The sequence below is a fragment of the Streptomyces sp. NPDC046727 genome (assembly GCF_040645635.1).
GTDB lineage: Bacteria > Actinomycetota > Actinomycetes > Streptomycetales > Streptomycetaceae > Streptomyces.
In genome coordinates this window covers 138,416-162,914 of the sequence record NZ_JBEYYR010000003.1, presented here as the reverse complement: position 1 = coordinate 162,914, position 24,499 = coordinate 138,416, and the positions used below count along the sequence as shown (strand labels likewise).

Annotated in this window: 22 protein-coding genes; 7 read left to right on the top strand and 15 right to left on the bottom strand. The window is 72.2% G+C overall.

The window, feature by feature from the left end; all coding sequences use genetic code 11:
* Nucleotides 1–37 precede the first annotated feature (37 nt).
* The 3 genes from ABZ937_RS04830 to sbnA are packed head-to-tail and all read left to right on the top strand — an operon-like array spanning nucleotide 38 to nucleotide 3,171.
* Entirely contained in the window at nucleotides 38–1,042 is a 1,005-nt protein-coding gene (locus ABZ937_RS04830) for a TauD/TfdA family dioxygenase (protein ID WP_361685698.1), read from the top strand.
* Nucleotides 1,039–2,109 carry a 2,3-diaminopropionate biosynthesis protein SbnB gene (gene sbnB, locus ABZ937_RS04825; RefSeq protein WP_361685696.1) on the top strand — a complete coding sequence of 357 codons (1,071 nt, stop codon included), beginning with the start codon at nucleotides 1,039–1,041 and terminating at the stop codon, nucleotides 2,107–2,109. Before ABZ937_RS04830 ends, sbnB begins: the two co-directional genes overlap by 4 nt.
* 36 nt (nucleotides 2,110–2,145) lie before the next feature.
* Nucleotides 2,146–3,171, top strand: a complete 1,026-nt coding sequence (gene sbnA / locus ABZ937_RS04820) for a 2,3-diaminopropionate biosynthesis protein SbnA (protein ID WP_361685694.1) — start codon at nucleotides 2,146–2,148, stop codon at nucleotides 3,169–3,171.
* A gap of 39 nt (nucleotides 3,172–3,210) precedes the next feature.
* On the opposite strand, the gene ABZ937_RS04815 is transcribed toward sbnA, so the two are convergent.
* The 9 genes from ABZ937_RS04815 to ABZ937_RS04775 all read right to left on the bottom strand — a co-directional run bounded on the left by ABZ937_RS04815 (nucleotide 3,211) and on the right by ABZ937_RS04775 (nucleotide 13,301).
* Nucleotides 3,211–4,383: an MFS transporter gene (locus ABZ937_RS04815; RefSeq protein WP_361685692.1), complete on the bottom strand. Its 1,173-nt coding sequence runs from the start codon at nucleotides 4,381–4,383 to the stop codon at nucleotides 3,211–3,213.
* Nucleotides 4,383–4,910, bottom strand: a complete 528-nt coding sequence (locus ABZ937_RS04810; RefSeq protein WP_361685690.1) for a GNAT family N-acetyltransferase — start codon at nucleotides 4,908–4,910, stop codon at nucleotides 4,383–4,385. The genes ABZ937_RS04815 and ABZ937_RS04810 overlap by 1 nt, the downstream gene beginning before the upstream one ends.
* A 1-nt stretch (nucleotide 4,911) precedes the next feature.
* Nucleotides 4,912–6,141, bottom strand: coding sequence for a type III PLP-dependent enzyme (locus ABZ937_RS04805; RefSeq protein WP_361685689.1), 1,230 nt, complete (start codon nucleotides 6,139–6,141; stop codon nucleotides 4,912–4,914).
* Nucleotides 6,138–7,427 carry a DUF6271 family protein gene (locus tag ABZ937_RS04800; protein ID WP_361685687.1) on the bottom strand — a complete coding sequence of 430 codons (1,290 nt, stop codon included), beginning with the start codon at nucleotides 7,425–7,427 and terminating at the stop codon, nucleotides 6,138–6,140. Before ABZ937_RS04800 ends, ABZ937_RS04805 begins: the two co-directional genes overlap by 4 nt.
* The gene (locus ABZ937_RS04795) at nucleotides 7,424–8,455 is read right to left on the bottom strand and encodes a phytanoyl-CoA dioxygenase family protein (protein WP_361685685.1); all 1,032 of its coding nucleotides are present in this window, start codon (nucleotides 8,453–8,455) and stop codon (nucleotides 7,424–7,426) included. Before ABZ937_RS04795 ends, ABZ937_RS04800 begins: the two co-directional genes overlap by 4 nt.
* 104 nt (nucleotides 8,456–8,559) lie before the next feature.
* Complete coding sequence (locus ABZ937_RS04790; RefSeq protein WP_361685683.1) at nucleotides 8,560–10,071, bottom strand: glycoside hydrolase family 3 protein; 1,512 nt, start codon at nucleotides 10,069–10,071, stop codon at nucleotides 8,560–8,562.
* A gap of 7 nt (nucleotides 10,072–10,078) precedes the next feature.
* On the bottom strand, nucleotides 10,079–10,909 hold the full coding sequence (locus ABZ937_RS04785) for a carbohydrate ABC transporter permease (RefSeq protein WP_361685681.1): 831 nt from the start codon (nucleotides 10,907–10,909) through the stop codon (nucleotides 10,079–10,081).
* Nucleotides 10,906–11,904: a sugar ABC transporter permease gene (locus tag ABZ937_RS04780; protein WP_361685679.1), complete on the bottom strand. Its 999-nt coding sequence runs from the start codon at nucleotides 11,902–11,904 to the stop codon at nucleotides 10,906–10,908. Before ABZ937_RS04780 ends, ABZ937_RS04785 begins: the two co-directional genes overlap by 4 nt.
* Nucleotides 11,905–12,023: 119 nt before the next feature.
* Nucleotides 12,024–13,301 (bottom strand): extracellular solute-binding protein, encoded by a 1,278-nt coding sequence (locus tag ABZ937_RS04775; protein ID WP_361685677.1) that lies wholly within the window; start codon nucleotides 13,299–13,301, stop codon nucleotides 12,024–12,026.
* Between the two features lie 302 nt (nucleotides 13,302–13,603).
* Between ABZ937_RS04775 and ABZ937_RS04770 the strand changes: the two genes are divergently transcribed.
* The gene (locus ABZ937_RS04770) at nucleotides 13,604–14,422 is read left to right on the top strand and encodes a GntR family transcriptional regulator (protein WP_361685675.1); all 819 of its coding nucleotides are present in this window, start codon (nucleotides 13,604–13,606) and stop codon (nucleotides 14,420–14,422) included.
* A gap of 82 nt (nucleotides 14,423–14,504) precedes the next feature.
* On the opposite strand, the gene ABZ937_RS04765 is transcribed toward ABZ937_RS04770, so the two are convergent.
* The 3 genes from ABZ937_RS04765 to ABZ937_RS04755 all read right to left on the bottom strand — a co-directional run bounded on the left by ABZ937_RS04765 (nucleotide 14,505) and on the right by ABZ937_RS04755 (nucleotide 16,580).
* Complete coding sequence (locus ABZ937_RS04765) at nucleotides 14,505–14,930, bottom strand: DUF6299 family protein (RefSeq protein WP_361685673.1); 426 nt, start codon at nucleotides 14,928–14,930, stop codon at nucleotides 14,505–14,507.
* Between the two features lie 124 nt (nucleotides 14,931–15,054).
* A complete protein-coding gene (locus tag ABZ937_RS04760; protein WP_361685671.1) occupies nucleotides 15,055–15,453 on the bottom strand; it encodes a RidA family protein in 399 nt (132 codons plus the stop codon).
* Nucleotides 15,450–16,580, bottom strand: a complete 1,131-nt coding sequence (locus tag ABZ937_RS04755; RefSeq protein ID WP_361685669.1) for an acyl-CoA dehydrogenase family protein — start codon at nucleotides 16,578–16,580, stop codon at nucleotides 15,450–15,452. The genes ABZ937_RS04760 and ABZ937_RS04755 overlap by 4 nt, the downstream gene beginning before the upstream one ends.
* 186 nt (nucleotides 16,581–16,766) lie before the next feature.
* On the opposite strand from ABZ937_RS04755, the gene ABZ937_RS04750 reads away from it, so the two are divergent.
* Together ABZ937_RS04750 and ABZ937_RS04745 are read left to right on the top strand one after the other, a co-directional pair.
* The gene (locus ABZ937_RS04750; RefSeq protein ID WP_361685667.1) at nucleotides 16,767–18,359 is read left to right on the top strand and encodes an AMP-binding protein; all 1,593 of its coding nucleotides are present in this window, start codon (nucleotides 16,767–16,769) and stop codon (nucleotides 18,357–18,359) included.
* Between the two features lie 15 nt (nucleotides 18,360–18,374).
* Nucleotides 18,375–19,187: a PaaX family transcriptional regulator C-terminal domain-containing protein gene (locus tag ABZ937_RS04745; RefSeq protein ID WP_361685665.1), complete on the top strand. Its 813-nt coding sequence runs from the start codon at nucleotides 18,375–18,377 to the stop codon at nucleotides 19,185–19,187.
* Nucleotides 19,188–19,200: 13 nt separating this feature from the next.
* On the opposite strand, the gene ABZ937_RS04740 is transcribed toward ABZ937_RS04745, so the two are convergent.
* Together ABZ937_RS04740 and ABZ937_RS04735 are read right to left on the bottom strand one after the other, a co-directional pair.
* Nucleotides 19,201–21,468, bottom strand: a complete 2,268-nt coding sequence (locus tag ABZ937_RS04740) for a bifunctional salicylyl-CoA 5-hydroxylase/oxidoreductase (protein ID WP_361685663.1) — start codon at nucleotides 21,466–21,468, stop codon at nucleotides 19,201–19,203.
* 6 nt (nucleotides 21,469–21,474) lie between these two features.
* Complete coding sequence (locus tag ABZ937_RS04735) at nucleotides 21,475–22,302, bottom strand: enoyl-CoA hydratase family protein (protein WP_361685661.1); 828 nt, start codon at nucleotides 22,300–22,302, stop codon at nucleotides 21,475–21,477.
* Between the two features lie 294 nt (nucleotides 22,303–22,596).
* Between ABZ937_RS04735 and ABZ937_RS04730 the strand changes: the two genes are divergently transcribed.
* Complete coding sequence (locus ABZ937_RS04730; RefSeq protein ID WP_361685659.1) at nucleotides 22,597–23,049, top strand: ATP-binding protein; 453 nt, start codon at nucleotides 22,597–22,599, stop codon at nucleotides 23,047–23,049.
* Here ABZ937_RS04730 and ABZ937_RS04725 read toward each other — a convergent pair.
* Nucleotides 23,009–24,454: an amino acid permease gene (locus ABZ937_RS04725; RefSeq protein WP_361685657.1), complete on the bottom strand. Its 1,446-nt coding sequence runs from the start codon at nucleotides 24,452–24,454 to the stop codon at nucleotides 23,009–23,011. The two genes, ABZ937_RS04730 and ABZ937_RS04725, sit on opposite strands and share 41 nt — an antisense overlap.
* Between the last annotated feature and the right edge of the window lie 45 nt (nucleotides 24,455–24,499).

Genomic DNA, 24,499 nt, shown 5'->3' with positions numbered 1-24,499 from the left:
TACCTCCACCAGACGGGGCGAGCGAAAGGAAACCGAGATGCCGTCCTCATCCCTGGCAGCACCCTTCGATGTGGAGCTGCCGCCGGGCAGGCCCGCGATGCTGCGCGTCGATCCACCGGATGACGCCGCGAGGTGGGCAGCCGAGCACCGCGAGGCACTGCGTGCACAGGTCACCGAGCACGGGGCGCTGCTCGTCCGCGGGCTCGGGCTGCGGGACGCGGAGCAGGTCGGTGCCGTCTTCGCGCGGCTGTCCGGCGGGCTCGTGGCGGAGCGGGAGGCGTTCGCGCCGCGCGAGGTCCGCGGCCCCGGGCTGTACTCCTCCACGCCCTGGCCGGCCAACCAGCCGATGTGCATGCACCACGAGCTGAGCTACCCGCTGGAGGTGCCGGGCCTGCTGCTGTTCGCGTGTCTGACCGCGCCCGAGGAGGGCGGGGCGACGGGGGTGGCCGACGCCGAGGAGGTGCTCCGGGCGCTGCCCGCCGAGCTGACCCGGCGGTTCGAGTACGAGGGCTGGCTGCTGACCCGCACCTACAACGACGAGATCGGGGCGTCCCTGAAGGAGTCGTTCGGCACCGACGACCGGGACGGGATCGAGCGCTACTGCCGGGCCGGCGCGATCGGCTTCACCTGGCGGTCCGACGGCTCCCTGCACACCGAGCAGCTCCGCAGCGCCGTCGTGCGGCACCCGGTCACGGGCAGGCGCTGCTGGTTCAACCAGATCGCCTTCCTCAACGAGTGGACGCTGGCCCCGGAGGTGCGCGAGTACCTGGTGGACGAGTACGGCGCGGACAGCCTGCCGTTCAACACCCGCTACGGCGACGGCACCGCGATCGGCGAGGACGTCGTCCAGCTCATCAACACCACGTACGAGGAGCACACCCGGCGCGAGCCCTGGCAGGCCGGTGACCTGATGCTCGTGGACAACATCCGTACCGCGCACAGCCGGGAGCCGTTCACCGGGGACCGGGAGGTGCTGGTCGGCATGGCCGAGCCGCTGCGCCTGGCCGACGGTTGCCCGGCCGAGGAGGCGAGTGGGCGATGACCCATCTGTTGTCGACCCCCACCCAGCAGGCCGTGCCCCGCCCGGGTGCCGTGCCCACCTTCGCGGTGATCTCCGGCAAGCAGGTGCAGCAGGCGCTCGACGGGCGCGAGAAGGAGCTGGTGGAGCTGATCGAGGCCACCTACCGGCTGCACGGCGCCGGGGACTCGGTCAACCCGCCGTCGTACTTCCTGCGGTTCCGCGACCGTCCGACGGCGCGGATCATAGCCCTGCCCGCCTCGCTCGGCGGCACGACGCAGGTGGACGGCGTGAAGTGGATCTCCAGCTTCCCGGAGAACGTGAGCACCGGGCTCCCCCGGGCCTCCGCGGTGCTGATCCTCAACGACCACGACACGGGCTACCCCTTCGCCTGCCTGGAGAGCAGCGTCATCAGCGCGACCAGGACCGCGGCGTCCGCGGCGCTGGCGGCCGACTGGCTCAGCCGCACCCGGACCCGCCCCCGCCGGGTCGGATTCTTCGGCACGGGCCTGATCGCCCGGTACATCCACGCCTTCCTGGCCGGCACCGGCTGGACGTTCGACGCCATCGGCGTGCACGACCTGTCCGCCGACAGCGTCGCCGGCTTCCGCGGCTGTCTGCGCGAGGCGGGCGCCACGGGGCGGGTCACCGTCCACGACAGCGCCGAGGACCTCATCCGCTCCAGCGACCTGGTGGTGTTCGCCACCGTCGCCGGCCGGCCGCACGTCGAGGCTCCGGGCTGGTTCGAGCACAACCCCCTGGTCCTGCACGTGTCCCTGCGCGACCTCGCCCCCGAGGTGCTGCTCGCCTCGGCCAACTTCGTGGACGACGTCGAGCACTGCCTGAAGGCGGACACCTCGCCGCACCTGGTGGAACAGCGCACCGGCAACCGCGACTTCGTCAACGGCACCCTCAACGACGTGATGCTCGGACGGGCCGCCCCGCCCCACGACCAGCCGGTGATCTTCTCGCCCTTCGGCCTCGGCGTCCTCGACCTGGCCGTCGGCAAGTACGTCTACGACCAAGTGGCCCGGGCGGGAGAACTCCGCCTCATCGACGACTTCTTCCACGACCTGCGCCGGTACGGCTGAGGCCCTTGCCCTCGGCCCTGGCACCAGGAGGCTGCCGTGCCCGTCATCTCCGCTCCCCATGCCTTCAACGAAGGAAGTCTCTTCGTCGATCTAGAGTCGATTTTCGGATGCCGCCTCTACCTCAAGTGCGAGGGCTTCAACTTCGCCGGCTCCATCAAGTTGAAGGCCGCGAACGAGATGGTGGAGAGCGCCGAGCGGGACGGAACCCTGACCCCGGACTCCATCCTCGTCGAGTCCTCGTCCGGGAATCTGGGCGTCGCGCTCAGCATGATCGCCGCGAGCAAGGGTTACCGGTTCCTGTGCGTGACGGACTCCCGGTGCAACCTGTCGACCAAACTGCTGATGGAGGCCCTCGGCAGCCACGTGCACGTCGTGACCGGCCTGGACGCCAACGGCGGCTTCCTGGGCACGCGGCTCGAATACGTCCGGGCGCTGTGCGCGTCCGACGACCGGTACGTGTGGCTCAGCCAGTACACCAACACGGGGAACTGGCGGGCGCACTTCCGCACGACCGCGCCGGAGATCGCCAGCCACTTCCCGCGGCTGGACGTGCTGTTCGTCGGCACGGGCACCGCGGGGACCCTGATGGGCTGCGCGCACTACTTCCGCAAGTGGCACCGGCCGGTGCGGATCGTCGCCGTGGACAGCGTGGGCTCGGTGGCGTTCGGCGGCACACCCGGCCGCCGGATGATCCCCGGTCTGGGCATGAGCATGCGCCCCCCGCTGCTCGACGAGTCGTACGTGGACGAGGTGATCCAGGTGGAGGAGGCGGACACCATCCGCACCTGCCACCGCATGGCCAGGCGCGGCTTCCTGTTCGGCGGGTCCACGGGGACGGTGGTCAGCGCCGCGACGGACTGGCTGGCCCGGCACGGCACCCGTGACCTCACCGCGGTGGCCATCGCACCCGACCTCGGCGAGCGCTATCTGGACACCATCTACCAGACCAACTGGTTCCAGGACCTGTACGGCGACGACCTGCTCGACTCCACGCCGGAGGACGACACGCCCTGGGACGAGAAGTCCGCGTCGCGGACGCCGGACCGCCGCCGAAGATCATGAGGGCCGGCCGTCCCCGGCTCAGGACCGGCCGTCCCCGGCTCAGGACTCGACGAGCGCGGCGACCCGGGCCCGCCACGGGATCCGGAAGGCGGTCAGCGTGACGATCAGGGCCGAGGCCGCGACCGTGGCCATGCCCAGGGTCAGGCTCGCCGCGCCCGCCACGAAGCCGATCAGGGCCGGGCCGCCCAGCAGGCCGGTGGTGCCCATCGCGGCGACCAGGGCGAGGGCGTCCGAGCCGCGTTCGGCCGCCGCCACGTACACACAGGGGGTGACGGCGGCCGCGCCGAGCCCGACGCAGGCGAAGCCGAGCAGCGTGGGGACCACCCCGCCGGCGAGCAGGGCGAGGGCCAGGCCGGCGGCGGCCACGGCGCTGCCGGTGCGGACCACGCGTCCGTCGCCCCAGCGGGTGCGCCAGCGGTCCGCGCACACGCGGGCCAGCAGCATCATCACGGAGACGACCGCGATGCCGAGCGGGGCGACGGACGCCGACGCCTTGACGACGTCCTTCAGGTAGAGCGTCGACCAGTCGTTCATCGCGCCCTCGGTGACCGTGCCGAAGGCCATGGCGCAGCCCATGAGCAGGGTCGTGCCGGAGGGCAGGCCCCGGCGGGCGCGCCGCTTCGGCTCGTCGGCGGCCCTGGCGCCCGGCTCCCGGTGCGTCAGCAGGCCCGGGCGGGCGCAGCCGAGCAGGAGCAGCAACAGGGCGCCCGCTACGGCGAAGTGGGCCGGCACGGACCCGGTCAGGGTGGTGACGCCGGAGGCCAGCAGCGCGGCGGCGAGCAGCCCGGCGCTGAAGGTGGCGTGCAGCTGGGACATGGCGGTGCGGTCGTACGCCTTCTCCAGCGCGGCGCCCTGCGCGTTCATGGCGACGTTGAGGCAGCCGACCGCGACCCCGTCGGCGCACACGACGAGCAGCGCCAGCGGGTAGTTCGGTACGGCGGACAGCGCCGCGAGCACCACGATCAGGGCCGCGGCGGAGGCGAGGGACAGCAGCCGGGAACCGAGCCGCCGCATCAGGACGGCGACCAGCGGGAAGGAGGCCGCCGCGCCGGCCCCGCAGGCCATCAGCAGCAGCCCCACCTCGCCCGCGCCCAGGTCGAGCCGGGTCTTCAGCGCGGGCAGGCGGGAGACCCAGGTGCCGTACTGGAAGCCGAGGAAGCAGAACAGCGCCGCGATGGACCACTTGGCGCGGGGGAAGGACGGCTCGGGCATCACACGGCCTCCCGGGCCCGGTGCGGGTGGGGTACGGCGGCCACGTCGGCCGACATGTAGACCGCGTCGTCGCCGTAGTCCGGCGGGACCGGGGCCGCCGGGTGGGCGCGGTAGCCGTTGGCGTGCCAGAACGGCTCCTTGCCCGCGACGGCGACCAGCGAGACGGTCGCGAAGCCGCGGGCGCGGGCCGCCTCGGTCAGATGGCGCACCAACCGGGTGCCGAGCCCCCTGCGCCGCAGCGGCGCGCTGACGACCAGGTCGTGCAGATGGAGGTTGGTGCTGTGGTGGACGGCCCGCTCGGGACGGTCGAGGTCGGGGCAGCGGAACCTGGGGTAGGGCAGGGCGAGGACATAGCCGGCGAGCCGTCCGTCGAGGTCCAGGACGAAGCAGGTGCCGGCCGAGGCGCGGGCCCGTGAGCGCAGCAGTTCCTCGCCCTCGGCGAGCGAGAGGTCCGCGTACGCCTCGCTCTCCAGGGCGGCGAGGCGCGGCCAGTCCCTCTCGGTGATCCCCCGTATGAGGTCGCTCATGTCAGTGGTGTCCTTCCGGGGCGCGGGTGCACACGCACGGCAGCGGGCGGATGCCGTTGAAGCCCTGGGTCGTGTAGCTGGTGGCGTAGGCGCCGGCGGCGAGGATCCAGACCGGGTCGCCGGAGGCGAGGGCACGGGGCACACGCACCGGGTGCCGGCCGCCGCCGTAGGCGTCGTCGCTGTCGCAGGTGGGGCCCGCGACGACGGCGTCGACGTGGTCCGTGGCGTCCAGGTGGCCGGGGAAGACCAGCCGGTGGGTCACCTGGTCCATCTCGTACAGGCCGTTGAACTTGCCGCAGCTCAGGTACAGCCAGTACGCGTCGGTGCCGTCCGGTCGGCGGCGCCGGGTCAGCCGGGAGACGTGGGCGCGGACGGCGCCGTGGTCGGCGACCAGATGGCGGCCCGGCTCCATGACGAAGCCGAGGGGGGCGGGGGTGAGCGCGCTCAGGCGTTCCATGCCTTCGCGGATCACGGTGAACATCTTGTCCAGCGGCGGTTCGAGGGGGTTGCCGTGCCGGTCGAGATAGCCGAGCGCGGGCAGGCCCCCGCCGAGGTTGACGTGGTCCGGTACGATCCCCGGCCCGGCCAGCGCCCCGAGCACCTCGGCGAGCGAGTCCAGGGCCTGCTGCCAGGCCTCGCCGGTCAGCTGCTGGGAGCCGACGTGCACGGAAAGACCGGCCGGGACGAGGCCGGCCGCGCGGGCGGTGGCCAGGACGCGGACGGCGTCGTCGGGGGCGCAGCCGAACTTGCGGTTCAGGCCCCACAGGGCGCCCTCCCCGCTGGTGGCCAGGCGGCAGAACACACGGGCGCCCGGCGCGTGCGCGGCGATGGCGGTGACGTCCTCGACGCTGTCGGTGGCGAAGGTGCGGACACCCAGGCGGTGGGCTTCGGCGATGTCGTGGTCGGACTTGACGGTGTTGCCGTAGTGGATGTGGTCGGGATGCGCACCGGCGCGCAGGGCTTGCTCGATCTCGGCGGGGCCGGCGGCGTCGAATCCCGACCCGCGCTCCGCGAGGCAGCGGAGGACTTCGTCGACGGGGCAGGCCTTGAGGGCGAAGCGGATGTGGGTTCCGGGCAACTCGCTGAGCAGGGTGTCGTATTGGTGCTCTATGCCGGTGAGGTCGTAGATGATGCGGTCGGATTCGGCGGTGGCGAGGGCGGTGGTGAGGGGGGCGCTGCGGGTTCGTCGTGGCTGGTCGCGCAGTTCCCCGCGCCCCTTCCGGGCGCTCATGGCCGGGCCGCCTCGACAAGTGCGGGCCAGGAGTCGACCAGGTGGGCGAAGTCCGCCATGTCACTCTCCGCCTGGTCCAGCAACTCCTGGCGCTCCGAGACGAGTCGGTCGGCGAACGCCTCGTACCGTCCGCCCAGCTTCCGGTACGCCGTGTCCACCCGGTCCAGGCGCCAGACGTTCTCGGCGCGGTCCAGGCCCGTGCTCTCGCGCAGGAACTCCACGATCCGGTCGGTCCGTACCTGCTGCCGGGCGTCCAGCAGACCGGCGCCTTCCGCGGCCATCCGGTCGTAGACGTCGTGGAAGTACAGCATCGACAGCAGGAACTTCACGAACCGGCGCTGGTAGGCCAGGAAGCCGGCGTCGGTTCGGCGTTCGGGGGTGTAGAAGTTCTCGATGTGCCGGTTGTGCAGGATGCCGGGGAGCGTGGCGTCGTGGACCAGGTGGATGAGGAAGTAGTCGCTGCCGATGGTGTCGGTGGCGGGCGGGAGGGGGATCCGTTCGTACACCGCGCGGTCGAAGGCGATGTTGCACATGTCGACGCGCATGGGGTCGACCAGGGTGAGGGTCGAGTGGTCCCCGGTGAAGGGGGCGGTGCCCGCGCCCGTGAAGGACTCCTCGACCAGTTCCCGTGTGCGGTCCTCCGGCCAGTCGCCGGGCGCCCACAGGCCGACCACGTCCTGGTAGACGCCCTCGTCCAGGCGGCGCATCTCGCCGATGTCGACGGACAGTTCACCGATGAAGGAGGCTCCGGCCATGGACACCGGGCGGCGGCTGTGGGCCGGGGCGAGGTCCGTGCGGGTGACGGCGGCCGACGCCTCGCCGGCCGGGCGGCCCAGCCACGGCAGTTCGTGGTGGACGGGGAAGACGGGCTCGCCGTCCAGGACCTGGTAGGTGCTGTCGGAGTCCCTGCGGTGCACCGAGTGGCAGCCGAGGGCGGCGGCCAGCAGGAAGGCGCGGTTGGTGCAGGCGCCGTAGGAGACGCTGGGCGGGAGCATGAGGTGGAGGAGGCGGTCGGGGTCGGGCAGTCCGGACCGTTCGATCGTCCGGCGCAGCCAGGCGCGCTGGCGCTCCTCGTCGTAGTGGTGGACGGTCACGCCCGGGCGTGCGGGCAGGGCGGCGACCGTGCGGGTGTGCTCGGCCCGCGTGCGGTCGTCGGCGGAGTCCAGGATCAGCAGCTGGACGTCGGCGCCGAACCGGCGGGCGGCGTGGTCGGCTTCGGCGTGCAGGGCGGTGATGGTGGCGGAGCAGGCCCGGTTGGTGGGCAGGGCGAGGCAGACGCGGTTCACCGGTCCCCTTCCGCGGCGGCCCAGGAGTCGAGGCCGAGCAGCTTGCGCCCCAGGTCGTTCAGTTCGGCGGGGCCGTAGCGGAGGGCTTCCGGTTCGCGGGCGTCGCCGAGCAGGGTGGCGTTCCAGTCGGGGGTGGCGAGGGTGCGCCAGGAGTGCACGCGGGAGTCGCGCAGGACCGTGTGCTCCTCCAGCGCGGGCATCATCGACAGGTACTGGACGGCTCGGACAGCGTTGTCAGAGAGGTTCGGTGCCACGCCGTGGGCGAGCAGCCCGTTGAAGATCAGCAGGTCGCCGGCCTGGAGGTCGGGCCGGACCACCGGGAACTCGGCGCGGTCGATCGCGGGCCGGATCGGGTCGCGGCCGGCCGGCTGGGCGAGGCGCCACTCCTCGAAGCGGCGGAAGAGTTCCGGGGCGCACTGGAAGCCGCCGAGTTCGGGGCGGGTGTCGGTGAGCGCGATGATGCCCTGGACGCGCTGCGGCAGCACGGCGAGGGTGGTGTCGACGTCCCAGTGCAGCTCGATGTCGAAGCCCTCGTCGGTGGGCTCGATCAGGGAGCGGGACCGGCTCCGTATGTTGGGCGGGTTGAGGTTGAGCCGGTCCAGCGTGACCCACAGTTCGGGGCTGTCCCAGACGTCCACGAAGGCGTCGTGGACGCGCTGTGTCTGCCGGCTGTCCCAGAGGAGCTGGTGGTGGTAGGCCTCGACGAAGCCGTAGATGTAGAGGTGCTGGTCGAGTTCGGAGCGGAACTCCGGTTCCTCGTACCAGCTGTCGGGGCGGTCGGGGTCGAGGCCCTGGAACCGCCACGCGAAGTCGAGCAGGCCCTTGGCCTCGCCGGGCGTGATGGCCTCGCGTACGACGACGTAGCCGTACGTCTGCCAGAACGCGAAGTCCTCCTCGGACAGCACGCGCAGCGGCTGGGTCTTCTCGAGGTCGCGCAGGGGGGTCGGGGCGAGGTAGGTCTCGCCGTCGGCGCTGAAGTAGGGGCGGCCGGTCGCCGCTCGGTGGAGGTAGGGGTGGGGCGTCTGCATGCGATTCCTCTGGAACTGGAACACAAGGTGCGGTTGAGATCCGGGAAAAGAGCAAGATCGAGCAGGCCGCCCGCAACCGCGGGCGGCCGGTGGAACCCGTGAGGTCAGCCGGCGAGGACGGCTTCGGCCGCCGCCACCCCGCACACCCGGGCGGCGCCGTAGGTGGCGATGTGCAGGGCGCCGCGCGGCGGGGCCTGCGGCAGGCCCATCTCGACCACGACGGTGTCGGGCCGGGCGGCGAGCAGGGTGTCGAGCGCGGAGCGCATCCAGTCGTGCCGGTGCTCGTCGCGGACCACGGCGACGATCCGGCGTCCGCCGGCGGCGGCGCGTACGGCTTCACCGGCGCCCTCGCCGGTGAAGGAGCCGGAGGCGGTGCCGGGCAGCAGCCGCTCCAGCTCGGCGGCGACACCCCACGGGGTCTGGTCGCCGACGGCGATGTTGGGCGCCGGGTTGAACTGGGCGACGTACACCGGTCCGGTGACCGGTGCCACGCCGTCCGCGCGGGTCACGGTCAGCGCGCGGCGGGCCGCGATCAGGCCGATCTCCGGGTCGGGCGCGGTCTTCCCGGCGTCGCCGCGGGCCGCGGCGGTCCAGGCGGCCAGGTCGCGCACCCGGGCCGCGGCGTCGGCGAGCCGCTCCTCGGGCAGTTCACCGGAGCGTACGGCGGCCACCAGCGCGTCACGCAGGTTCAGCACGGTGGCCTCGTCGCACAGTCCGCCGCCCACGCAGATGGCGTCGGCGCCGGCCGCGATGGCGAGGACCACGCCGTGCTCCAGGCCGTAGGTGCCGGAGATGGCGCGCATCTCCATGCCGTCGGTGACGATCAGGCCCTGGTAGCCGAGTTCGCCGCGCAGCAGCTCGGTGAGGATGCGCCGGGACAGGGTGCCGGGACGGTCCGGGTCGAGGGCCGGGACGAGGATGTGCGCGCTCATGATCGCCCGGGTGCCGGCGGCGATGGCCGCGCGGAACGGGGGCAGTTCACGCTCGTGGAGGGTGTCGGCGTCGACGTCGATACGGGGTACGGCGTGGTGGGAGTCGACGTTGGTGTCGCCGTGGCCGGGGAAGTGCTTGGTGCAGGCGGCGACGCCGGTGGACTGCAGGCCCTCGACCCAGGCGGCGGTGTGCCGGGCCACCAGGTCGGGGCTCGCGCCGAAGGAGCGGACGCCGATGACGGGGTTGTCCGGGTTGGCGTTGACGTCGGCGGAGGGCGCCCAGTCGAAGTTGACGCCGCAGGCGGCCAGGCGCCGGCCCAGCTCGCGGGAGACGGCCCGGGTGAGGCCGGGGTCGTCGACGGCGCCGAGGGCGTGGTTGCCGGGGAAGGAGGAGCCGGTGCGTACGTCGAGGCGGGTGACGTCGCCGCTCTCCTCGTCGATGGCGACCAGCAGGTCGTCGCGTTCGGCGCGCAGCTGCGCGGTGAGGGCGGTGACCTGGTCCTCGCTGACGACGTTGCGGCCGAACAGGGCGACGGAGGCGAGGCCCTCACCGAGGCGGCGGCGCACCCAGTCGGGCGCGGTGGTGCCGTCGAACCCCGGCTGCAGCACCGCGAGGGCGTCCCGGGCGAGGGTGTCACCCGCGGCGGAGCCGCTGTCGGACGCGGTGGTGGCGATGGTGGTCATCGGGGCGTCATCCCTTCACGGCGCCGTCGGTCAGACCGCTGACAGCCTTGCGTTGCAGGAAGATGAAGAGGATCAGGATGGGCAGCGCGAACAGGGACGAGGCGGCCATGGTGGCGCCCCAGTCGTCGCCGAAGGCGGTCTGGAACTGGGACAGCCACAGCGGCAGGGTCTGCTTCTCGATGTCCTTGTTGAGGATCAGGACGAGCGGGAACTCGTTCCAGGCGGTGATGAAACCGAACAGCGAGGTCGCCATCAGGCCGGGGGCGAGCAGCGGGAAGATCACCTTGACGAAGGCCTGGGGGCGGGTGCAGCCGTCGACCATCGCCGACTCCTCCAGCTCCTTGGGCACCGCGGCGACATAGCCGCGCAGCGTCAGGACGGTCAGCGGGAGCACCATCATGGTGTAGATGACGGTGAGCGGGACCAGGCTGTCCAGCATGTCGTTGTCGCGGACGATCATGTAGATGGCGATGATCATGACTTCCCAGGGAGCCATCTGCGCCAGCATGAACGTCACGATGAAGCCGCGCCGGCCCTTGAACCGCATCCGGGCCAGGGCGAAGGCCGCGAACAGCGCGATGATGAGGGAGAACACGACCGACAGGACCGTGACGGTGACGGAGTTGACGACCAGGGTCCAGAAGTGGTCGGCGTCGATCGCCTTCTTGAAGTGTTCGAGGGTGGCGTTCGTCGGGAACCACACCGGGTCGTCGGAGATGATGTCGCCGGTCGGTTTGAAGGCCGTGGCGAACATCCAGTACACGGGGAACGCGAAGCCGACGAAGAGGACGACGGCGGTCACGTTGGGCCAGATCCGGCCGAAGAGCGAGCGCTTCACAGCTCGTCCTCCTCTTGCTTGAGCACCAGGCGCAGGTAGTACGAGGTGATGACGAGCAGCACCACGATGGTCAGGAAGGAGATCGCCGCGCCGACACCGAAGTGCTGGTTGCCGACGCCCTCGACGTAGGCGTAGATCGGCAGCGTCTCGGTGAGGTGGTCGGGACCGCCCTCGTTCAGCGCGAAGATCTGCGCGAACGCCTTGAAGATCCAGATGACTTCGAGGAAGGTCGTGGCGTACAGGAAGGGCCGCAGGAAGGGCAGGGTCACCGAGGTGAAGCTCTTGAAGGCGCCGGCGCCGTCCAGGGAGGCCGCCTCGTACAGCTCGCGCGGGATCGTGGTGGTGGCCGCGTAGAGGTTGATCGCCACGAAGGGTATGGACTGCCAGACGAGGAGCAGGGTGACCACGGCGAAGGTGGAGAACTGGGTCTGCAGCCAGTTGTGGTCGGCCATGGAGTGCCAGCCGAGCTTGTCCAGCACCCAGTTGACGACGCCGAAGCGCTGGGCGAACAGCCACTGGTAGACGGTGGTGGCCGCGACGATCGGCATGGCCCAGGCGAGGACGAGGCCGAGCATGAGCAGCAGCCGCATCCTCTTGCCGAGCCGGGCGAGCAGCAGCCCGACCAGGGCGCCGAGCACCATGATCAGTACGACGTTGACGGCGGTGAAGACGACGGAGCGCTCGACGACGTGCCAGAAGTCCCCGCCGGTCAGCACCTCCCGGTAGTTGTCGACGCCGTTCCACTCGGTGAGGTGCTGGATGAGCTGCCGCGCGTTGAGGTTCTGGAACGACAGCATGCCGTTCTTGACCAGGGGCCAGCCGAGCAGCACCACGGTGGCCAGCAGCGCGGGCAGCAGGAGCAGGTAGGGGGCGGCGGCCTGACGCCGCGCGGGTGCCCCGGGGGTGCGGCTGTCACCTCGCGGCGGGGCCGGCACCCGGGCCTTGCGGACAGCGGGCTCCCCGGCCGTGTCCGTGCCTTCGGTCTGCACTGACATGAGTTGTCATCTCTTCCGTGGCCGTACGAACGACTTGCTCGGCCGTGCGCACGGCGTCCGGGGCCGTACGACGACACAGGTGTGCCGGGGGCGCCCCGCGGGCGCCCCCGGCGCGGCCATCAGTTCTGCTGGGCCAGGCGCTTGTTGATCTCGCCCTCGACCTGCTTCGCGGCGTCCGCCGGGGACTTACCGTTCAGGACGGCGGTCATGTAGGACTTGATCGGGTTCGGGCTGTTCTCCACCGCGCCCCACTCGGGGATCAGCGGGGTGGTGCCGCCGACCGCGGCACCCGGAGCGGCGGCCTCGGCGACGACGTTGCCCTTGAGGTTGGACTCCAGGGCCTGCTTGTTCGGGATGACGCCGTTGAGCTTGGCCAGCTCGCCCTCGTACTGGTCCGACAGGGCGATCTTGAGGAACTCCTTGGCCAGGGCCTGCTTCTTGCTGCCCTGGGCGACGGCGAGGTTGGAGCCGCCGAGGAAGACGCCCTCGGGCTTGGCGGCGGTCTCGCCCGGGATGGTGAAGTAGCCGAGGTCCTTCTCGATCGCCTTGTTGGCGGTGACGGCCGTGCCCGCCTCCCAGCCCATGCCGATGATGGCGCCGGTCTTGCCCTTGGCGAAGACCTCGGCCTGCTGCGGGGTGGCCTCGTCCTTGTCCTTGGGGGCCTTGGAGTAGGAGGCGTACTTCGCGTAGATCTCCATGGCCTTGGCGACCTTCGGGTCACCGAGGTTGGAGACGTACTTGTCGCCGTCCTTCTTCACCAGGTCGCCGCCCTGGCCGATGATCAGGCCGTCGAAGAAGTACCAGTTCTGGCCGGGCAGGTAGATCGGCTCGGCGTCGGTCTTCTTGTCGATGGCCTGAAGGTCCTTGAAGAACTCGTCCCGGGTCTTCGGGGTGTCCTTGATGCCGGCCTTGGCCCAGATCTTCTTGTTGTAGATGACCACGCGGTTGGCGAAGTACCAGGGGGCGGCGTACTGCTTGCCGTCGTAGACGGAGGACTGCGAGACCGACGGCGTCCAGTCGGTGCCGATCTCCTTCTTCAGGTCGCTCAGGTCGGCGAGGCCGCCGGTGGCCGCGTAGGCCGGGGTCTGGGTGTTGCCGACCTCCAGCACGTCCGGCGGGGTGGACTCGGAGAGGGCGGTGGTGATCTTCTGCTGGATCCCGTCCCACTTCTGGGTCTCGAACTTCAGCTTGGCGCCGGTCTTCTTCTCGAAGGCCGCTGTGACGTCCTTGACCCACTGGTCCGGCGTGGAGCCGTCCATCGCCCAGACCGTCAGCGTCTGGCCCTTGAAGCTGTCCGGTCCCGCGTTCTTGCCGCTGTCGTCGTCGTCCCCGCCGCACGCCGACACGGAGACCATCATGCCCGCGATCACGATCGCGGCCGCAAGCTTGCGCTTCACGCCACCCTCCTCAGGGATGCCACTAACCCCCCACGCCCTCGGCGGTGACCTGCGTACGACGCTGTTGCACGTAGGGCTCGGGACCTGGCCACTAATGGTGTAGACCAGTACGGTGGAGCTTGGCCTAGACCTTTTGGAGTGTCAAGGGTGGTTCGGGAAGCCGGTCCCGGCCGTTACGAGAAAGTCACCGGAGCGCGTCCGTCCGGATCCATCCCTTTCGCCCCGGCCCGTTCAGTTGGACTAGACCATAGGGCAGTTGGCCGCTATAACGGGAGACCGTCGACACAGCCGGGAAGGCAGGCATGACCACCGACGTCAGCAGCGCCCAGCCGCACAGGGGGGCGCCCGGCCGCACCGCGCGCGTGCCGAAGTACTACCGGATCAAACAGCAGTTGCTCAGCATGGCCGAGGCACTGCAGCCCGGCTCGGCCATGCCCGCGGAACGTCTGCTCGCCGTCCGGTTCGACACCTCCCGGACCACCGTCCGGCAGGCCCTCCAGGAACTCGTCGGCGAGGGCCGGCTCGACCGGATCCAGGGCAAGGGCACCTTCGTCGCCCAGCCCAAGCTGTACCGCACGCTCCAGCTCACCTCGCACACCGAGGACATGCGCGCCCAGGGCCTCGCCCCGGCCTCGCAGATGCTGGACATCGGGGAGATCCCCGCGGACGAGAAGCTGGCGGGCCTGCTCGGCATCGGGATCGGCGAGAAGGTGCTGCGCATCGAGCGGCTGCGGCTGGCCAGCGGCGATCCGATGGCGATCGAGACCACCCATCTGTCCGTACGGCGCTTCCCCGGCCTGCGCCGCTCCCTCGCCACCCACCCCTCGCTGTACACGGCGCTCGCCGAGGTGTACGGCGTCCATCTCGCCGAGGCCGACGAGACCATCGAGACCTCGCTGTCGACCCCGCGCGAGGCGCAGTTGCTCGCCACCGACGTGGGGCTGCCGATGCTGCTGCTGTCCCGGCACTCGCGGGACGCGCAGGGCACCCCGGTGGAGTGGGTGCGCTCGGTCTACCGCGGCTCCCGCTACAAGTTCGTCGCCGCCCTGCGCCGCCCGGGCGCCCCGGTGGTCGGCCGGAGAACGGCCCCACCGGACCGGGACGGACTCGGCCGCCCGTGAACCGAGGGGAGTCCGGCCGGCCGCCGCGAAACGCGAACGCCCGGCCCCTTTCGGTGAAAGGGCCGGGCGAAGACGCGGCGGGTCACTTCTGGGTGAGTGTGACGTCCTTGTCCGTCACCGCGTGGAAGGCCGGCAGCAGGAGCACACCCGAGGGGCGCAGCTCCGTGAGGGTGGCCTCGACGTGCGCCTTGCCCCCCTTCAGCTTCTCCAGCGAGACCTGGCCGGAGTTCTCCCAGCGGTGCTCGGCGCCGTCGCACTGGGCGACACCGCCGCCGATGGCGTGCTTGAGGCCGGGGTCGCCCTGGCTGACCGAGGCGCTGATGAGCACCGGTCCGGTGCCGCCGGTGCAGCGGTAGGTGCCGGCGAGCGTCACGGTGCCGTCGGCCGTGATCCGGCCGACGCTGTCGATGGTGACGGTCTCGGCGGGGTCGGCGGCGGCCGGGCCGACGGCGGTGCACACCAGTGCGGCGGCACCGAGAACCGTGGCGAGGACGGGTCGTACGGGCATGGGATACCTCCCGGGTCCAGGGATCGAGGGCTTCCACTGGTACCCGCCGACCGTGCCGGGGGACGTGACCGTCACCCCATCGGTGGCGCGTCATGACACCGTCCGGGCCGGGCGCACCCGCGGCCTACGGCAGTACGGCGAAACCGTCCAGCTCCACCAGCGCCCGCTCGTCCCACAGCCGTACGACCTCCACGACGGCCATCGCGGGGTAGTGGCGGCCCGCGGACTGCTGCCAGATCCGGCCGAGTTGCCGTGCGTGGGCGCGGTACGCGGCGACGTCCGTGGCGTAGACGGTGACCCGGGCGAGGTCGGCGGGGGTGCCGCCGGCCGCGCGCAGGGCGGTGAGGAGATTGCCGAGGGCCGCCCGGAACTGCTCGGGCAGGGTGTCGCCGACGATCTTGCCGTCGGTGTCCAGCGCGGTCTGGCCGGCGAGGAACACCACGCGGGCGCCGGTCGCCACGACGGCGTGCGAGAAGCCCGTGGGCGGGGACAGCTCGGGCGGGTTGACGCGCTCGGTCGTCACCGGGCCTCCTTCAGTGCCGTGGCGTACAACTCCTTGGCGATGATGCCCCGCTGGACCTCGCTGGCGCCCTCGTAGATGCGGGGCGCGCGCACCTCGCGGTAGAGGTGTTCGAGCAGGTGGCCGCGGCGCAGGGCGCGGGCGCCGTGCAGCTGGACGGCGGTGTCGACGACGTACTGCGCGGTCTCGGTGGCGAGCAGCTTGGCCATCGCGGCACGCCGGGGGACGTCGTCGGCTCCCGCGTCGTACGCCGAGGCCGCCGCGTACACCATCAGCCGGGCCGCCTCGGTGCGCAGGGCCATCTCGGCGACCTGGTGGGACACGGCCTGAAGGTCCATCAGCCTGCCGTCGAACGCGGTACGCCGGCTGGTGTGGGCGACCGTGGCGTCCAGCGCGGCCTGGGCCATGCCGACCGCGAAGGCTCCGACGCTGGGCCGGAAGAGATTGAGGGTGCCCATGGCGACGGCGAAGCCGCGGTCCACCTCGCCGAGCAGGTCGGCGGCGGTCACGGGCACGGCGTCGAAGGCGAGGGCGCCGATGGGGTGCGGCGAGATCATCTCCAGCGCGCTGCCGGTGAGCCCGGGCCGGTCGGCCGGGACCAGGAAGGCGGTCACCCCGCGGGCTCCGGCGCCCGGCGTGGTGCGGGCGAAGACGGTGTAGAAGTCGGCCTCGGGGGCGTTGGAGATCCAGCACTTGTCGCCGGTGAGCCGCCAGCCGTCGCCGTCGGGCTCGGCCGCCAGGGCCAGCGCCGCCGCGTCCGACCCGGCTCCGGGCTCGCTCAGCGCGAACGCGGCGACCGCGCTGCCGTCGGCGACCCGCGGCAGCCAGCGCTCCCGCTGGGCCGGGGTGCCGTGGGCGTGCACCGGATGGGCGCCCAGGCCCTGCAGGGCGAGGGCGGTCTCGGCCTCGGTGCAGGCCTGGGCGAGGGACTCCCGCATCAGGCACAGGTCCAGGGCACCGGAGGCGAACAGCCGTGCGAGCAGGCCCAGTCGGCCGAGTTCGGCGAGGAGCGGCCGGTTGACGCGGCCGGGCTCGCCCCGGTCGGCGAGCGGGCGCAGCCGGTCGGCGGCCAGGTCACGCATTTCGGCACACCAGGCGGTCTGCTCCGGTCCGAGTGAGAATGCGGACACGGCCGGTCCTCCCTCCGGGTTCACTTTCGAGGCGGGTCCCCGCGCCCTTGCCTACCCACCCGTCCGTCACGTTATCGCGTACAGTTGACTGCCGTCACCAACACGATACGCTCGATGCGCGAGCCCACCAGGAAGCCTGTTCGGACATCTGTCCGGACATCGGTCACGGCAAGGGGGCGGACCGCCATGCATCTCTCGGCCCATGTCGACACCTTCGCGCGCGACCATCTGCCCCCGCCCGACCAGTGGCCCGAGCTCCGCTTCGACCTGCCGGAGCTGCGCTACCCCGAGCGGCTCAACTGCGCCGCGGAACTCCTGGACCACGCCGACCCGGCCCGCCCGGTGTTCCACACCCCGGCCGGCCCCAGCTGGACGTACGGCGAGCTGCGCGCCCGGGTCGACCGGATCGCGCACGTCCTCACCGGCACCCTGGGCGTGGTCCCGGGCAACCGGGTGCTGCTGCGCGGCCCCACCACGCCCTGGCTCGCCGCCTGCTGGCTGGCCGTGCTGAAGGCGGGCGCGGTCGCGGTCACCGTGCTGGCCCAGCAGCGCCCGCACGAGCTGGCGACCATGTGCGAGATCGCCCGGGTGGGGCACGCCCTGTGCGACATCCGCGCGGTGGACGACCTGGCGAAGGCCGCGATACCCGGGCTGCGGATCACCACGTACGGCGGTGACACGCCCGACGACCTGCTGCGCCGCCCCGCCCCCGACGCCCCCTACCCGGCCGTGGACACCGCGGCCGACGACGTCGCCCTGATCGCGTTCACCTCCGGCACCACGGGTCGCCCGAAAGGGTGCATGCACTTCCACCGCGATGTGCTGGCGATCGCCGACACCTTCTCCCGGCATGTGCTGCGCCCCCGGGAGGACGACGTCTTCGCCGGCAGTCCCCCGCTCGGCTTCACCTTCGGCCTCGGCGGGCTGGTGATCTTCCCGATGCGGGCCGGAGCGGGCGCGCTCCTCCTCGAACAGGCGGGCCCCCGGCAGCTGCTGCCCGCCATCGCCGAGCACCGCGTCTCGGTCCTGTTCACCGCGCCGACCGCCTACCGCGCCATGCTGGAGCGGCTGAACGGGTACGACGTCTCCTCCCTCAGGCGCTGTGTGTCGGCCGGCGAGAACCTGCCCGCGGCCACCTGGCGGGCCTGGCACGACCGCACGGGCATCGGCATCATCAACGGCATCGGCGCGACCGAGCTGCTGCACATCTTCATCTCCGCCGCCGACGAGCACATCCGGCCCGGACGCACGGGCCTGCCGGTACCGGGCTGGCAGGCGCGCGTCCAGGACGCCGACGGCAAGCCGGTGCCGGACGGCGAGCCCGGCCTGCTGGCCGTCCGGGGCCCGGTCGGCTGCCGCTACCTCGCCGACCCGCGGCAGCGGGAGTACGTCCAGGGCGGGTGGAACATCACCGGCGACACCTACGTCCGCGAGGCCGACGGCTACTTCCGCTATGTGGCCCGCGCCGACGACATGATCATCTCCGCCGGGTACAACATCGCGGGCCCGGAGGTGGAGGACGCCCTGCTGCGCCATCCCGACGTGGCCGAGACCGCGGTCGTCGGCCGACCCGACGACGCCCGCGGCGAGGTGGTCGTGGCCTACACGGTGCTGCGCGCCGGAGCCCGGCGCGACCCGGAAGCGCTGCGCGACTTCCTCGTCCGCGAACTGGCGCCCTACAAATGCCCGCGCGAGTTCGTCTTCCTGGAAGCGCTGCCCCGCACGGCCACCGGCAAGCTCCAGCGGTTCCGGCTGCGTTCCCATGGTGACCAGCAGTGATGCCGGGGACCTAAAATGATCAACGTGTCCGAGCAGCACGCCCCCAGGTCCCTCATCGTCACGCTCTACGGCGCGTACGGCCGCTTCATGCCCGGCCCCGTGCCCGTCGCCGAGCTGATCCGACTCCTGGCCGCGGTCGGCGTGGACGCGCCCTCCGTACGCTCCTCGGTGTCCCGGCTCAAGCGGCGCGGCCTGCTGGCGCCGGCCCGCACGGAGTCCGGCGCCGCCGGGTACGAACTCTCCGCCGAGGCACGCCAGTTGCTGGACGACGGCGACCGGCGCATCTACGCCGCCGCGCCCGTGGCGGACGAGGGCTGGGTGCTCGCGGTGTTCTCGGTGCCCGAGTCGGAGCGGCAGAAGCGGCATGTGCTGCGCTCCCGGCTGGCCGGCCTGGGCTTCGGCACGGCGGCCCCGGGGGTGTGGATCGCCCCGGCCCGCCTCCACGAGGAGACGGAGCACACCCTGCGCCGGCTCCGCCTGGATCCGTACGTGGACTTCTTCCGCGGCGAGCACCTGGGCTTCGCGCCCACGGCCGAGGCGGTGGCCCGCTGGTGGGACCTGTCCGCCATCGCCAAGGAGCACGAGCGCTTCCTGGACGTCCACGCGCCCGTGCTGCACGCCTGGGAGCGCCGTACGGACACCCCGCCCGAGGAGGCGTACCGCGACTACCTCCTCGCCCTGGACTCCTGGCGCCACCTGCCCTACACCGACCCGGGCCTGCCCACCCGCCTCCTGCCGGCCGACTGGCCGGGCGTCCGCTCGGCGGAGGTGTTCCGGAGGCTGCACGAGAGGCTGCGGGAGGCGGGGGCGCGGTTCGCGGGCCTGTGAGGGGCGGCGGGCCTCACCCGCTGAGGGTGAGGCGGGGTTTCGGGGCGTCCGTGCGGCCGGTCCGCGGGCGTCGGCTGCCCGCGCGGTAGGGCGCGGGCCAGACCGCCCCGGGGCCGGTGTAGCCCTGCTCGGCCGCGGCGTGCAGGGTCCAGTGCGGGTCGTACAGGTGGGGCCGGGCCAGCGCGCACAGATCCGTACGGCCGGCGAGGATCAGCGAGTTGACGTCGTCCCAGGAGGAGATCGCGCCGACCGCGATCACCGGGACCCGCGCCTCCTGCCGGATCCGGTCGGCGAACGGCGTCTGGTACGACCGCCCGTACTCCGGCTGCTCCTCGGCCACCACCTGCCCGGTGGAGACGTCGATGGCGTCGGCTCCGTGCGCGGCGAAGGCGCGGGCGATCCCGACGGCGTCCTCGGCGGTCGTCCCGCCCTCCGCCCAGTCGGTGGCCGAGATCCGGACGGTCATCGGCCGCTCGGCCGGCCACACCGCGCGTACGGCGTCGAAGACCTCCAGCGGGAACCGCAGCCGCCGCTCCAGCGAGCCGCCGTAGGCGTCGGTGCGCCGGTTGGTGAGCGGGGAGAGGAAGCCGGAGAGCAGATAGCCGTGGGCGCAGTGCAGTTCGAGCAGGTCGAAGCCGGCCCGGGCGGCCCGCCAGGCGGCGGCGGCGAACTGCTCTCGGATGTCGGTGAGCTGCGCCCGGGAGAGCTGGCGCGGGGTCTGGCTGCCGGGCCGGTACGGCAGCGGGGAGGCGGCGACGACGGGCCAGTTGCCGGTGGGCAGCGGTTCGTCCATGCCCTCCCACATCAGCTTCGTGGAGCCCTTGCGCCCGGAGTGCCCGAGCTGGACGCCGATCGCGGTGCCCGGTGCCTGGCGGTGCACGAAGTCGGTGACGCGCCGCCACGCCTCGGCCTGCCGGCCGGTGTAGAGGCCGGCGCAGCCGGGGGTGATCCGGCCCTCCTCGCTGACGCACACCATCTCGGTCATCACCAGGCCGGCCCCGCCGAGGGCGCGGGAGCCCAGGTGGACGAGGTGGAAGTCGCCGGGGACGCCGTCGGTGGCGGAGTACATGTCCATCGGGGACACGACCACCCGGTTGCGCAGGGTCAGGCCGCGCAGCCGGAACGGCGTGAACATCGGGGGTGTGCCGGGCGGGCAGCCGAACTCGCGCTCGACGGACTCGGTGAAGCGGGCGTCGCGCAGCCGCAGGTTCTCGTGGGTGACGCGGCGGCTGCGGGTGAGCAGGTTGAAGGCGAACTGGCGGGGCGGCTGACGCAGGTACAGCCGCAGGTTCTCGAACCACTCCAGGCTGGCCCGGGCGGCCCGCTGGGTCGAGGCGACGACGGGCTTGCGCTCCTCCTCGTACGCCGCCAGCGCCCCGGGCACGTCCGGCTGCTCCGTCAGGCAGGCGGCGAGGGCCAGGGCGTCCTCCACGGCGAGCTTGGTGCCGGAGCCGATGGAGAAGTGGGCGGTGTGGGCGGCGTCGCCGAGGAGGACGACGTTGCCGTGCGACCAGCGGTCGTTGACCACGGTGCGGAAGGTGGTCCAGGCGGAGTTGTTGGAACGCAGGGGCCTGCCGCCGAGCGCGTCGGCGAAGATCTTGGCGCAGCGTTCGAGGGACTCGCGCGGGTCGAGTGCCTCGAATCCGGCCGCCCGCCACACCTCCTCGCGCATCTCGACGATCACGGTGGAGGCGCCGGCCGCATAGGGGTAGCCGTGCAGTTGCATCACGCCGTGCTCGGTCTCGGCGATCTCGAAGCGGAAGGCGTCGAAGGCGAAGTCGGTGGCGAGCCAGATGTAGCGGCAGCGGTGGGTGTCCACCCGGGGGCGGAACACCGGGGCGTAGGTCTCGCGGGTGGTGCTGTGCACACCGTCGGCGGCGATGACGAGGTCATGGTCCTCAGCGAGCCGGCCGACGGGCGGCGCCTCGGTGGAGAACCGCAGCGACACGCCCAGTGAGCGGCAGCGGTCGTGCAGGATCTCCAGGAGCCGGTGCCGGCCCAGCGCCGCGAAACCATGGCCGCCGGAGCGGTGCCGTATGCCCCGGTGCACGATGTCGATGTCGTCCCAGCGGACGAAGTCCCGCTGCAGGGCTTCGTGGACGACGGGGTCGGCGTGCTCGATGCCGCCGAGGGTCTCGTCGGAGAGGACCACGCCGAAGCCGAAGGTCTCGTCGGGGGCGTTGCGCTCCCAGACGGTGACGTCCCGGGCGGGGTCGAGTCGTTTCAGCAGGGCGGCGGCGTAGAGTCCCCCGGGACCGCCGCCGATGATCGCCACGCGCACGGCAGGTCACCTCCCCCGCCACTTCGGCGGGCGCTTCTCGGTGAAGGCCGCGTGGAACTCCGCGTAGTCCTCGCCGTTCATCAGCAGGGCCTGGGTCGAGGCGTCCAGCTCCACCGACGCCGCCAGCGGCATGTCCAGCTCGGCCGTCAGCAGGGCCTTCGTCTGGGCGTACGCCAGGGCCGGGCCGTCGGCCAGCCGGCGGGCCAGCGCCGCGGCGGCCTCGTCCGCGCCGCCCTCCTCGGCGAGTTCGCTGATCAGGCCGATGCGCTCGGCCTCGGGGGCCCGTACCGGGTCGCCGAGCATGAGGAGGCGGGTGGCGTGGCCGAGGCCGACGACCCGGGGCAGCAGATAGGCCGCGCCCATGTCGCCGCCGGACAGGCCGACGCGGGTGAAGAGGAAGGCGAAGCGGGCCGAGGGGTCCGCGACCCGGAAGTCGGCCGCCAGGGCGAGGACCGCTCCGGCGCCCGCGGCCACGCCGTGCAGCGCCGCGATCACGGGGAACGGGCATTCGCGGATCGCCCGGACGACCTGCCCGGTCATCCGGTTGAAGTCGAGCAGCTGGGCGGTGTCCATGGACAGGGTGGCGCCGATGATCTCGTCCACGTCACCGCCGGAGCAGAAGCCGCGCCCCTCGCCGGCCAGCACCAGGGCGCGGACCGCGCGCTCGCGGGACAGCTCGGCGAGCAGATCGCGCAGGTCGGCGTAGGCGCCGAAGGTGAGGGCGTTGAGTTTCTCGGGGCGGGCCAGGGTGACGGTGGCGACCCCGTCGTCGATCCGGAGCCGCAGATGGGCCCAGTCGGCGGTGCGGGCGGCGGAGCCGGTGAAGGGACTCATGACGTGCGGCCTCCTTGGGCGACGGTGCCGTACGTTGCTCTGTCCCATGAAGTTATCACCTGTTTGTGACTGTCGTCACGGGCACGCGACATGCCTGGGCTGATCGGCCGGAAGGTCACATCGGTCACCGGTCGGCGACAGCGCCGTAACAGTGGGCCCGGCCCGGCGAGGCGGGACGTCCGGCGGGGTAAGCCGCCCGTAGCCGGGGCCGAAGGTCCCGGGCGGTGCCCGACGACGGTCCCTGTGACCGGGCCCCGTACCATTCCTGAGGTTGAAAGCAGGACAGCCTGCTCCATGAACGGACTCGCCTTGCACGAACGCCCCGCCGAATCGGCCTCCTGGCGCATCGCGCTGCCGCACACCACGGCCGCGGTGCCCGTGGCGCGCGCCCTGGTGCGCACGGCTCTCACCGAGGTGGAGCACGCGGCCGACTGCGACACCGCGGAGCTGCTCACCGCCGAGCTGGTGGCCAACGCCGTGGAGCACACCGCGGGGCGCGGCCCGATAGAGCTGGTGGTGGAGCTGCTGCCGACCGGCTGCCAGGTCGAGGTGCACGACCCGGACCCGGCGCCGCCCGGCCATCTGACCCGGCCGGTGATCGAGGAACCCGACCCGTGGCAGGAGGGCGGGCGCGGGCTGCTGCTGATCCGCGCCCTCAGCTCCTCCTGCGGTCACCGCCCCACCCCGTCGGGCAAGGCGGTGTGGTTCAGACTGCCTGCGGTTCCCGCTCAGCGGCGGCCGGCGTGACCTCGGCGGCCGGCCGCGCCAGCGTGGAGCGCCGGCGGCCGTAGGCGGCGTAGACCACCAGGCCCACCGCGAGGAACACGGCGAACTGGACCCAGGTCCGCCAGCCGGTCTCGTACATCAGGTACAGGCAGAAGCCGACGCCGAGCAGCGGGGCCACCGGGTAGAGCGGCACCCGGAAGGAGCGGGCGAGGCCGGGCTCGCGGCGGCGCAGGGCGATCACCGTGATGTTGACGACGGCCATGATGGCGAGGGTGCCGATGGTGCACAGGTTCATCACGGAGTCGAGCGAGGCGAAGGCCGCCGGGAGCGCGAAGACGACCGCGACGATCAGCGTGCCGGCGACCGGCGTCGACGTCCTCGGGGAGACCTTCTCGAAGACGCGCGGGATCAGGCCGTCCCGGGACATCGACATGAGGATGCGGGTCTGGCCGAACATCACGGCGAGCACCACCGAGGCGATGGCGACGACCGCGCCGAAGGCGATGACACCGCCGCCGACGGCGGAGCCGGTGACCTGGTTGACCACGTACGACAGCGCGGCGGGGCGGTCGGCGACCTGGTCGCCGCCGATGGCGCCGATCGCGGCGAGCGCGACCGCGCAGTAGAGCAGGGTGACCAGGCCCATGCAGACCATGATCGCGATCGGGATGTCCCGGCGCGGGTTCTTCGCCTCCTCGCCGGCCGTGGTGATCGCGTCGAAGCCGATGTAGGAGAAGAACGCGGCGGTGGTGCCCGCGCCGATGCCGCCGAGGCCGGCCGGGGAGAACGGGGTGAGGTTGCCGTCCTTGAAGGCGCTGTAGCCGATGGCGCAGAAGGCGAGCAGGATGGCGAGCTTGACCGCGGCCATGGCGGCCGTCGCCCGGGCGCTCTCCCGCACCCCGCGCACCAGCAGCACGGAGGCCATGGCGATGACGATCACGGCCGGGAGGTTGACGATGCCGCCGTCGCCGGGGCCCGCGGACAGGTCGGCCGGGAGCTGCCAGCCGGTGAGGCTGTGCAGCAGCTCGTTGACGTACTGGCTCCAGCCGACCGCGACGGCCGAGATGGAGATGCCGTACTCCAGCAGCAGGCACCAGCCGACGAGGAAGGCGGTGGACTCGCCGAGGCCGGCGTAGGCGAAGGAGTACGAGGAGCCGGAGACCGGGATCGCGCCGCCCAGCTCGGCGAAGGAGAGGGCCGTGAAGACGCAGGTGATCGCGGCGAGGACGAAGGAGACGACGACGGCGGGGCCGGCCTGGGCGACGGAGTCGGAGAGGCCGACGAAGATGCCGGTGCCGACGATGGCGCCGACGCCGAAGCAGATGAGCTGGAAGAGGCCCATGGTGCGCTTCAGGCCGTGCCCCTCGCGGTCGGCGCCGGATTCGGCGACGAGCAGCTGCGGGGACTTGATGCGGGGAGCGGGCATGCGGGTGGTGCTCGTTTCTGGTGGTGCGGGCGGCCGTCGTACGGC